Consider the following 11,484-nt stretch of genomic DNA (forward strand, 5'->3'; position numbering starts at 1 on the left):
CCTGAAGAGCGAGAAACGGGCCTGGCGGCTCGTTTTTTCTGTTTATAGCCTTCGACAATACAAATAACCCCGGCAAACGGCTTTTTCTAAACAATTCTTGTCGATAACTCGTTAAAACAGACACTTGGGCGAATCGCAGCCTTGTTTGCGAACCAATAAAAGATGAAACAGATGAAGAAGGTGTTGATTGCGTACCGGCTAAAACCTGAAGGGCTGCGTGCATTAGAAGGAAAGTATGCGGTGACTCTTCCGGTAGAAAAATCCTATTTTTCAAGAGAGGAGGTGCTGGCGATGATTCCCGATTACGAGGTACTGGTTCCCAATTTTAGCTTTTATACCGATAAGGAGATCATGGATCGTGGCACGAAGCTGGAACTTATTTCCAACTGGGGTGTAGGCTTCAACAATATCGATGTGGACTATGCCACCCAAAAAGGGGTTGTTGTCACCAACATTCCCAACTCCACCCGGGAGCCTACTGCTGAGTTCACTTTTGGCCTTCTGTTGGCTGCCGCGCGGCGGATCGGCTATTACGATCGCAAGCTCCGAACACCGGAAGGTGTGAGTTGGGGTGTGTATGCCGATGCGGGGCTGCCGGTATATGGCAAGATGTTGGGGATAATCGGTATGGGACGGATTGGCCAATCTCTGGCGCGCCGTGCCGTAGCTTCGGGGATGAATATCATTTATCACAACAGAAGCCGGCTGAGCAAAGAGATTGAAGAGCGTTATAACGCAAAATACGTTTCCTTTGAAGAGCTGTTGTCTACAGCCGATTATATTTCGTTGAACGCGCCCTCCACGCCGGAAACCTATCGTATGATAGGTGAAAAACAATTGAACATGATGAAGCCTACGGCAGTCTTCATCAACACGGCACGGGGGGATATGGTGGACGAGAGAGCATTGGCGCAAGCCTTGAAAGAGAAAAGAATATGGGCTGCCGCACTCGATGTGTTTGAACATGAGCCCCGTATTCTGCCGGAGCTGTTGACTCTCGACAATGTGCTCCTTGCTCCTCATGCCGGCACCAAGACGATGGAAGACCGCATAAACATGTCGATAGAAATGGCTCAAAATATTGTAGGGTTTTACGAGAGCACCTATCCGGTATCACGGGTTAACTGATTTGTGAAGATGATGACGGCAGAGAAAATAAGACAGCAGCTCCTTGTTTTTGGAAATCCTGAAAAAGCAGAGCATTCGAAGTATTTCTTCAAGACTGGGAAAGGACAATATGGCGAAGGAGATATTTTTATTGGTTGCTCTGTTCCTGAAACACGTGCTGTGGCAAAGATCTACAAGGAAGCGTCGCTCGCAGAGCTGAAGAACCTATTGAATGATGAATTTCACGAATGCCGCCTGTGTGCGTTGATTATCCTGGTAGCACAATTCCAGAAAGCCAGTGAATTTAAACGCAGGGAGATCGTCGATTTCTATCTTTCCCACACCCATCGAGTCAACAACTGGGACCTGGTAGACCTGTCGAGCTATCAGATCATTGGTGAGTGGCTCAAAGAGAAACAAGACCGTACGTTGTTATATACACTGGCGCAAAGCGGCCTTTTATGGGAGCAGCGCATTGCGGTGGTCTCCACGATGGCTTTTATTCGTAACAATGATTTTACGGATACACTGAGATTGTGTGAACTATTTCTGACACATACACACGATCTGATGCACAAGGCATGTGGCTGGATGCTCAGAGAAGCCGGCAAGCGGGATGAGGTGATACTTACCGGTTTTCTTGACCGATACTATTCGGTGATGCCCCGGACAATGTTGCGCTACTCCATCGAGCGATTATCGCCGGTGCAGAAATCCAAATACATGCAGCGGCAATACAGAAAGGAAAGTATATGATACACACTCATACATTATCGAATGGCCTTCGTATTATCCACCGTCCTTTTCCGTCCGGAATATCCTATTGCGGCATCGTGGTAAACGCGGGTAGCCGCGACGAATATCCCGATGAGTTCGGCATGGCTCATTTTGTGGAACACATGCTCTTTAAGGGTACCGAAAGGCGTAAAGCGCATCATATTGCCAGCCGGATGGAGAATGTGGGGGGAGAGTTGAATGCATACACCACAAAGGAAGAAACCTTTTTTTATGCTACCTTTCTGGAGGAGTATTTTTCCCGTGCTACGGAACTGCTGGGAGATATCCTGTTTCATTCGGTTTTTTCACCTGGTCAGATCGAGCGGGAAAGGGAAGTCATTCTTGACGAGATCAACTCTTATCACGACTCCCCTTCGGAGCTTATCTACGATGATTTTGAAAATATGCTCTATAAAGGGCACGAGATGGGACACTATATACTAGGTGAACCGGAGGCGCTGCACTCTTTCAGCAGGGAACGCATCCTGTCTTTCATGCAGAGGCAGTATCAACCCTCGGAGATGGTTTTCTTCTCTTTTGGAAAAACAGCATTCGAAAAAGTGATCCGGCAGGTGGAAAAGTATTTTTGCATGACGCAAGAGGCAATACCGCAGAAAAGGCGAACCCCCCCCGGCAACTTTGTGCCGCATAGGGAGAAGGTGGATAAAAATACGACGCAAACACATGTCATGCTGGGCTGTAGCACATTCTCCATGCATCATTCCCAAAAATATGCCCTGTTTATGTTGAATAACATCCTCGGTGGAGATAGCCTGAACAGCCGCCTCAATGCTTCGTTACGGGAGAAGCACGGGCTGGCTTACCACGTGGAGTCGAACGTTACGCTCTATTCGGATAATGGTTTGTTTTCCGTTTATTTTGCCTGCGATCCGAAATATAGGGATAAATGCATCCGGCTGGTAGGTAGAGAGATCGATAAAATAAAGAAAACGGATCTGACTCCCATGCAGCTTGCCCTGGCTAAAAAACAGTGGAAAGGGCAGATGGGCATTGCTGCAGAAAGTCACGAAAACAGTGCACTCGCGATGGCGAAGCAGTATCTTCATTTTAATTGTTATACACCGCTGGAGGATCTCTTTTCCAGGATCGATGCATTGACATCGAAGCAGGTGAAGGAGGTGGCTGAGGAGATCTTTGCCGCCAAGCCTTTCGAACTCATCTATTACTAATTGTCTGTAAGGTGCAGTTCGAACAATTACACTGCAAAACTGTTTTAATGTGAGTTCCGGATATTCTATATCCATAGCTGAATTTTCAAACAAACTAATTATTGTATTATGAAGAAATTTAGATTAATGGCACTTATGGCAATGCTTGTTATGGTTGCAGGCGCAAGTGCTCAGGTAAACTTAGGCATCAAGGGTGGTGTAAACATGTCCAATTATTATGGGGACGAACTAAATGAAAAAAATGTGAAAATAGGCTTTCATGTAGGTTTGGCTGCCGAATACGAATTCGTACCCGGTTCGGCTCTTCAAACTGGTCTGTTTTTTACTACCAAGGGCCTTAAAACCGAAGACACGGACTGGAATGCCGAATACTCCGAGAACCTGATGTATTTGCAGCTTCCCGTGCATTACGCTTACAAAATGGATGTTACTCCCGGTACGCGCCTTGTATTTCATGGAGGTCCATATATCGCATACGGTGTAGGTGGCAGTAGAAAAGCATCGGTCGGTAATATCAATGCCGAATGGGATGTAGATAACATATTCGGCGATGGTCTGGTGCAGTATAAGCCTTTCGACGCCGGTTTAGGATTGGGCGTTGGTGCAGAGTTTGGGCCGATCCTTTTTGATCTGGGCTGGGATATGGGTTTGGTAAACATCTCCAGAACCAGTAACGGAGATATCAAAAACCAAAACGCTTATCTTTCCGTGGGCTACAAATTCTAAGTTTTAAAGATCTATTTTGTACATGAGGCTGGCTTTTTTTTAAGTCAGTCTCTTTTTTTTCGAACCGATAAACTGTACAACCGGCTGGGAGATCCGGTCAGAGAGTTAAAAGGCAGAGGATACCGCCTGGTCAGGATCGACGAACTGTTAAAAAATTAGACAGACCTGTTTCTCAAAAGGAATATCCCTTATATTTGTCTAAATCAAAAGAAATTTCCAGATGCAAAAGAATCTCATTTTTTTCGTTTTCTTTGTATTCACCAGCGTTGCTTATTCTCAGACAACGTTGCAGAAACTCATCGATCATCCCGCCCTGAAACACGCATCGGTGGGCATTTCCGTTGTAGACCTCGAAACAGGGAAGAGGGTTGTAGCTCACGATGCCGGTAAATCGCTCACGCCGGCATCTGTGTTGAAGCTGATTACCACAGCGACAGCCCTGGAAGTCCTGGGCGAAAACTATCGCTATAAAACCGATGTGGCGCTCGATGCTGAGGATCCTACCCGCATCCTGATCATTGGCTCGGGAGATCCCACGCTGGGCAGCGAGGCTTTTCACGGCAATCAGAACCTTTTTTTTATCACAACTGCCGATGCTCTGATGAAAGTACTACAGCCGGAGAAAGAATATTCTCTCTATGTAGTAGATGATCTGTTCGGATACAATGGCATTTCGCCGGAATGGACCTGGATCGATATGGGTAATTATTACGCCGCGGGTGCTTATGGCATCAGTGTGTTCGACAATAGTTACCGCCTTTTTTTTAACACCACAGACAGGAACGGTTGTCCGCGAATCCTCCGTACGGAACCGCAAATAAAGGGGCTTACCTTTCAGAATGAATTGACGTTGAACAATACGGGGCGCGATAACGGTTATATTTACGGAATGCCCTTCTCATCCGACAGGAGGGTGAGGGGTAACATCCCTGCAGGAAGAACCGAATTCAGCATCAAAGGCGACATCCCCGACCCCGGTCTGATGCTGGGGGAGACACTGGCCGGCTATCTGGTGCAGGCGGGTCTGGAGATCGGTAAGGTGGAAACGGCCAGGGAGGATTATCTTGCAGAGCACTGTGTTCCGGAAGCAAAACAGCCTTACCGGGCAGGGCAGGTGCTCTGTACGCATGTTTCGCCACCCCTCAAGGATATTATACGCGAGGTAAACATGGAAAGTAACAACCATTATGCCGAACATCTGATCCGCACAATCGGAAGAAAAAGTAAAAATGACATCCACGACGATGCATTGGAAGCGGGAATCACCTATGTAAACAAATACTGGAGCAACAGAGGCTTGGAAGCCACCTCATTGCAGTTTTACGACGGAAGCGGCCTGGCACCGCAAAATGCGGTGAGTCCGCAGTTTCTTACGGATCTGCTGATCTATATGTATACAAAGAGTGAAAATTCATCGCCCTTCTTTGGCTCTCTCCCCAAAGCAGGGCAGGAGGGTACGCTGACTAATTTTATGGCAAATACGCGGTATAGAGGAAAAATTGCCGCAAAGAGCGGCAGCATTGGCGGAGTACAATGCTATGCAGGGTATCTGATCGATGGCCGCAAAAAATTAGCCTTTGCCGTGATGGTGAATAAATTCAATGGCACCCGCCCACAAGTGAGGAGTGCCATTGAAGAGTTTTTACTTGGTTTGTGAATGGAGTTTCACGTCCCGTTATTTTACAATATCCACCAATTCAATTTCGAAGACCAGGGTAGAGTAGGCTTTAATGCTTCCCGATGCAGTTTCTCCGTATCCCAGCTTCCAGGGAATCCATACTTCCCACTTGTCTCCGACCCGCATATGTTGTAATGCGGTGGAAAACCCGTCCACAACTCCATTTACGGAAAAGGTGCGCGGGATATTGTTGTTTTGCGTAGAATCAAAGACATACTTGTTCTGGATAAATTGACCCTTATCATCAGTATAGCTGTCGGGTTTCGACCAGACATTCTTATACCAGCCGGTATAGAGTACTTTTACCCGGTCGGTGAAATAGGGGGTTGCACCTTCTCCCGACCGGATCACTTTGTACATGATGAAACCATTTCCGGATTGGGAGTTTATTTTCGTGTATTCCGGGTTAGCAACTACTGCGGCAAACTGGGCCTCGTTGTCGAGCTTCCACCGGTCGTCGAATGTTTCGGTCTTGTCGCATGCCGAAAACAGGACAGCAGAGCTCAATATGAGAAAGAAGGTTGGGAAAAACTTCATAACTTTATGCTGATAATTGTTTCAGTAAGTGTTTCATATCGGTCTTTTCCGATATGGTAGGTTGCAACGAATCAATAGAAACTCGTTCCTGCTTCATCGTATCGCGGTGACGGATGGTAACGGTGTTGTCTTCGAGAGTCTGGTGGTCGACAGTAACGCAGAAGGGAGTGCCAATGGCATCCTGGCGGCGGTAGCGCTTGCCGATGCTGTCTTTCTCGTCGTACTGACAGGCAAAGCTGAACTTGAGATCATCCATGATCTCACGGGCTTTTTCTGACAGGCCGTCTTTTTTTACCAACGGAAGAATAGCCAGCTTCACAGGGGCCAGCGCAGGAGGAAGCTTCAGCAAGACGCGGATTTCGCCACCCTCCAGTGTTTCTTCGCAATAGGAAGCTGCCAGGATGGAGAGGAACATTCTGTCCACGCCGATGGATGTTTCCACCACATAAGGGATGTACGATTTGTTCAACTCGGGATCGAAGTATTGCATCCTCTTGCCAGAGTAGCTCTCATGCTGTCTCAAGTCGAAGTCGGTACGCGAATGGATCCCTTCCACCTCCTTAAAGCCGAAAGGCATCTCAAACTCGATGTCGGTAGCTGCATTGGCGTAATGAGCCAGCTTGTCGTGGTCGTGGAAGCGATACTTCTCAGCACCAAACCCGAGAGCCTGGTGCCACTTCATCCGAAATGCCTTCCAGTGTTCAAACCATTGAAGCTCCTCCCCCGGAGCCACGAAGAACTGCATCTCCATCTGTTCGAACTCCCGCATGCGGAAAATGAACTGACGTGCCACAATTTCATTACGAAAAGCTTTTCCAATTTGCGCAATGCCGAACGGAACTTTCATGCGGCCGGTCTTTTGAACGTTGAGGAAATTGACAAATATTCCCTGTGCTGTTTCGGGCCGCAAATAAACCTTCATGGCACCATCTGAGGTAGAACCCATTTCTGTGGCAAACATCAGGTTGAACTGGCGCACTTCGGTCCAGTTGCGCGTGCCGCTGATGGGACACACAATTTCGCAGTCGATAATGATCTGTCGCAACTCGTCCAGGTTGTTGTCGTTCAGCGCTTTGGCGAATCGGGTGTGGATTTCGTCCCTTTTTTGTTGCTGCTCCAGCACACGAGGATTGGTAGCACGAAACATTGTCTCATCGAACGACTCACCAAAACGCTTTGCAGCTTTCTGTATCTCCTTTTCTATCTTTTCGTCGAGTTTTGCCAAGTGATCCTCGATCAGCACATCGGCACGGTAGCGCTTTTTGCTGTCCTTGTTGTCAATGAGCGGATCGTTGAAAGCATCCACATGTCCCGATGCCTTCCAGATAGTGGGGTGCATGAAGATGGAGGAATCTATTCCCACCACATTCTCGTGCAACAGTACCATGCTATCCCACCAGTATTTCTTGATGTTGTTCTTGAGCTCCACGCCCATCTGTCCGTAGTCGTACACGGCGCCTAAACCATCGTAAATTTCGCTCGAAGGGAATACATATCCGTATTCTTTGCTATGCGATACCAATTTCTTAAAAACCTCTTCCTGTTTTGCCATAATTTCAAAACTACATCCTGAAGCTGATTCTACAGCCGTGCAAATGCATTGTTTGATTGATAAAATTCTTTACTTACTTTCAACCTGCAAAGTAAACGGTTTTTTTCGACATTTTGGTCACACAAATGATTAAAGATAAATAATGATGTCATTTTTGGGGCACTCTATCCGGAAAAATTGTATTTTTGTTCTCCTAATGAACAATCAATCTTCAATCATATTCTGGTAAGCATGGCGGGCGGAATGAAAACATTGGCGAAGGAGACCTTCTTCTACGGAATAGGTAGTGTGTTGCCCAAGCTGCTTAGCTGGCTTCTCTCCCTGTACTGGGCGTTTGCTCTTCCAAAGATATCGGATATTGGCGTGCTGACAAACTTTTATGCCTGGGTGGCGCTGCTTCAGGTAATCCTGACATATGGCATGGAAACCGGTTATTTCCGGTATGCCAACAAGGAGAAGGATTCCGTTCGTGTTTTCTCCACCACATTCCTCAGCATTGCAACCTCTACCTCTTTTTTCTTTATTCTGGCAGTGCTGTTTCTGAAACCGGTTGCTTTTGCACTGGGAGGTACGGCCATGAAACCGCATTATCTGCTTCTGCTGCTCCTCATTCTTTGTGTGGATGTGCTGGGTGCCATTCCCTTTGCCAACCTCAGGTTTAAAAAGAGACCGGTGCGTTTTGCGACCATTAAGATCGTCAACGTGGCGCTCACCATCCTGTTCAACCTCTTCTTCTTTCTGGCTTGTCCGTGGCTGAAAATATCGTTCCCCGATACTTTTGAGTGGTTCGATATTGGCAGGGGGGTAGATTATATCCTTGTGTCCAACCTTGCAGCTTCCGTCATCCAGTTTCTGATGGTCTCGCCCGGGCTGCGCATCAGGTTCACTTTCGACAAGGCATTGCTTCGCGAAATGTTGAAATATTCTTTTCCCATACTGATATTGGGTATTGCAGGTATCCTCAACCAGACTGTCGATAAGATTGTTTTCCCCTGGCTCTATCCCGATAAGGTGAACGCGTTTACTGAGCTGGGAATTTACGGACAAAACTTCAAAATTGCCATCATCATGGTGATGTTCACCCAGGCATTCCGCTATGCTTTTGAGCCGTTTATCTTTGCCCGTAACAGAGAGGCAGCCGACGACCGGCAGTCGTTCAGCGATGCTACCCGTTATTTCATCATATTCGGACTCCTCATCTTTCTGGTGACAACAGGCTATATCGACATCATCAAGTATTTGATTCCTGCTTCGTACCACGAAGGATTGAAAGTGGTGCCCATCGTGTTGCTCGGTGAGCTGTTCTTTGGGGTCTTCTTCAACCTGTCTCTGTGGTATAAGCTAACCGACCAGACCCGGTGGGGAGCCTACATATCCATGACCGGATTCGCCATCACTCTCCTAATCAACATCCTATTTATTCCACACTTTGGCTATATGGCTTGTGCATGGGCATCGTTCATCGCCAACCTGACCATGATGGTGATCTCCTATTTCCTGGGGCAGAAAAACTATCCCATTCCCTACAATCTAAAATCAGCAGGCTCTTTTTTCCTGCTGACGATGATTCTATTTGCCGGGTTCGCATTGGTCTACCTGAAAGTGGAAGTTTTGTGGCTGCGGTTGGGAATAAATTCAATATTCATTCTGATTTACCTTGCTTTCGTTATCAAAAAGGAGTTGCCTTTGCAGTATTGGCCCCTGGTTGGGAGATATTTTGGTAAGAGCCACAAGAGAGAGGAATGATAAGGTAAAAATCAGGAGCCGGAAACAGAGAGTTGGAAGCCAGAACCGGAAATAAGATACGAACGCCGAGACCAGAATATCAAACATTTAGAATATTATATGAAAAAACTATTTCTATCGCTCGCTCTGATGTGCGCAGTGATTGCAGCAAAAGCCGACGAAGGCATGTGGCTGCTAAAGGAACTGAATAGCGAGAACGAAGCCCGTATGCAGGAGCTGGGATTTATTTTTCCCGTCAATCGCCTTTATAACGAACAAAAATCGTCGCTCAAAGATGCCGTCGTTATCTTTGGCGGAGGATGCTCCGGCGTGGCTGTATCGCAACGGGGATTGATTTTTACCAATCATCACTGCGGCTACGGACCCATTCAGAAATTGAGCGCCGTGGAACACGACTACCTGAAAAATGGTTTCGCTGCAAAGAACAACGCAGATGAACTTTATGCCGATGGGCTGACTGTGTCGTTTCTTCGTTCCATGGAGGATGTGACTGATCAGGTCGTACCTCACGCACCGCTGGTGCTTAGTGAGATACAGCGGGAACTGGTGATTGATTCAATTTCCAATGAATTGATCAGTAAGTATGAAAATGACCCCTTTACTGCTGCCCGCGTGGTCTCTTATTACAGTCGTAACAAATATTATGTGGTGCTTTACGATGTTTTTCGTGATGTACGCCTGGTGGTCGCGCCCCCCTCTTCTGTCGGTAAATTTGGGGGCGATACCGACAATTGGATGTGGCCGCGTCATACCGGAGACTTTTCGGTCTTCCGGGTATATGCCGATAAGAAAAACAGGCCTGCCAATTTTAGCCGGTCGAACGTACCCTATAAACCTAAATACGTGGTTCCCGTCTCTCTGGCAGGCGTCAACGAAGGTGATTTTACCATGACTGTGGGTTACCCTGGCAGTACACAACGTTACATGTCGTCGTGGGGAATCCGCCAGCAGATGGAGTCTGAAAACAAACCCCGCATCGAAGTGCGTGGAGCTAAACAGGAGATATGGTGGAACGCCATGACTCAAAACGATACGGTTCGCATCAAATATGCCAGCAAGTTCGCTGGAAGTTCCAACTACTGGAAAAATGCAATGGGCATGAATGAGGCTTTGAGCACCCTGGGTGTGCTGACTGAGAAAGAAGCTCTTGAAGAACGACTGGATAGATGGATTCAAAGCAGTCCGGCTCATAAAGCCAGATACGACACCACCCTTGCCACGCTGGAGGAAGCCTATACCGGATCCAGTGACCTTGCGCGTAACACCACCTATTTTCTGGAAACATTTAACAATGGCATCGAGCTGATCCGTTTTGCAAATACGATTCTTCGGTTCGATGCTGGAGGTACCGAAGAAGACAAGCAGGCCTTCATAAACGAACGTCTCATTGAATCGTATAAGAATTATGAGCCGGCGCTGGACAAAGAAGTGCTTCCCGTTCTGATGAAACTGTATGCCGCACGTGTTCCGGAGGCATATCATCCCGATATTTACAAAAAGATAGCGACCGAGTTTGGCGGGGACTATGACGCGTATGCCGACTGGCTATTTGCACATTCGCAGTTTATATCGCTCGAAAAGCTCCTGGAGTTGCTCAGGACTGCCGATACGCAACTCCTGACCAAGGATCCGGCCATGGAGCTGGCCCTGTCAGTTACCGACATGGGGTATGAATTGTCGGAACAGATGATGCCTTCCTACGAAAAGATTTTGAAGGGCGAGAGGGAGCTGATGGCAGCTTTGATGGAGATGGACGCCGATAAAACGTTTTATCCCGATGCCAACTTCACCCAAAGAATGAGCTACGGCTCAGTGCAGGGCTACTGGCCGCGCGATGCGGTGTGGTACGACTACTACACAACCTCACAAGGTATTCTTGAAAAGCAGATCCCGGGAGACCCGGAGTTCAACGTGCAGGAGAATATCCTCGAAGCCATCCGTGCCTGCGATTTTGGACCTTATGCCGATAATGAGGGGGTGATGCGGGTCAATTTCCTGTCGGACAACGATATCACAGGGGGTAACTCAGGTAGCCCGGTATTGAACGGAAAGGCCGAACTTGTCGGGCTGGCGTTCGACGGCAACTGGGAGTCGCTGAGCGGTGATATCCTTTTTGATCCGGAGTTGCAACGCATGATCAGCGTGGATATACGCTACGTGTTGTATATGAT

Annotated in this window: 9 protein-coding genes; 7 read left to right on the top strand and 2 right to left on the bottom strand. The window is 47.6% G+C overall.

From position 1 onward, the window contains the following. Positions 1–171: 171 nt before the first annotated feature. The 5 genes from B3Z75_RS08830 (at position 172) to dacB (ending at position 5,457) form a co-directional block, all read left to right on the top strand. Positions 172–1,128, top strand: coding sequence for an NAD(P)-dependent oxidoreductase (locus B3Z75_RS08830; protein WP_294070622.1), 957 nt, complete (start codon positions 172–174; stop codon positions 1,126–1,128). Positions 1,129–1,140: 12 nt separating this feature from the next. Beyond that, the gene (locus B3Z75_RS08835) at positions 1,141–1,863 is read left to right on the top strand and encodes a DNA alkylation repair protein (RefSeq protein ID WP_294070625.1); all 723 of its coding nucleotides are present in this window, start codon (positions 1,141–1,143) and stop codon (positions 1,861–1,863) included. Beyond that, positions 1,860–3,074 (top strand): M16 family metallopeptidase, encoded by a 1,215-nt coding sequence (locus tag B3Z75_RS08840; protein WP_294070373.1) that lies wholly within the window; start codon positions 1,860–1,862, stop codon positions 3,072–3,074. Before B3Z75_RS08835 ends, B3Z75_RS08840 begins: the two co-directional genes overlap by 4 nt. A 108-nt stretch (positions 3,075–3,182) precedes the next feature. Beyond that, entirely contained in the window at positions 3,183–3,800 is a 618-nt protein-coding gene (locus B3Z75_RS08845; RefSeq protein WP_294070376.1) for a porin family protein, read from the top strand. A 220-nt stretch (positions 3,801–4,020) separates the two neighbouring features. Beyond that, positions 4,021–5,457, top strand: a complete 1,437-nt coding sequence (gene dacB, locus B3Z75_RS08850) for a D-alanyl-D-alanine carboxypeptidase/D-alanyl-D-alanine endopeptidase (protein WP_294070379.1) — start codon at positions 4,021–4,023, stop codon at positions 5,455–5,457. Between the two features lie 18 nt (positions 5,458–5,475). On the opposite strand, the gene B3Z75_RS08855 is transcribed toward dacB, so the two are convergent. Continuing rightward, positions 5,476–6,015 carry an FKBP-type peptidyl-prolyl cis-trans isomerase gene (locus B3Z75_RS08855; RefSeq protein WP_294070382.1) on the bottom strand — a complete coding sequence of 180 codons (540 nt, stop codon included), beginning with the start codon at positions 6,013–6,015 and terminating at the stop codon, positions 5,476–5,478. Between the two features lie 4 nt (positions 6,016–6,019). Continuing rightward, the gene (locus B3Z75_RS08860; RefSeq protein ID WP_294070385.1) at positions 6,020–7,567 is read right to left on the bottom strand and encodes a glycine--tRNA ligase; all 1,548 of its coding nucleotides are present in this window, start codon (positions 7,565–7,567) and stop codon (positions 6,020–6,022) included. Positions 7,568–7,798: 231 nt separating this feature from the next. Between B3Z75_RS08860 and B3Z75_RS08865 the strand changes: the two genes are divergently transcribed. After that, the gene (locus B3Z75_RS08865; RefSeq protein WP_294070628.1) at positions 7,799–9,313 is read left to right on the top strand and encodes an oligosaccharide flippase family protein; all 1,515 of its coding nucleotides are present in this window, start codon (positions 7,799–7,801) and stop codon (positions 9,311–9,313) included. Between the two features lie 99 nt (positions 9,314–9,412). Further along, the coding region (locus tag B3Z75_RS08870) for a S46 family peptidase (RefSeq protein WP_294070388.1) at positions 9,413–11,484 on the top strand (2,072 nt) is incomplete at its 3' end.

It is taken from the genome of Proteiniphilum sp. UBA1028 (genome assembly GCF_002316955.1).
Taxonomy (GTDB): domain Bacteria; phylum Bacteroidota; class Bacteroidia; order Bacteroidales; family Dysgonomonadaceae; genus Proteiniphilum.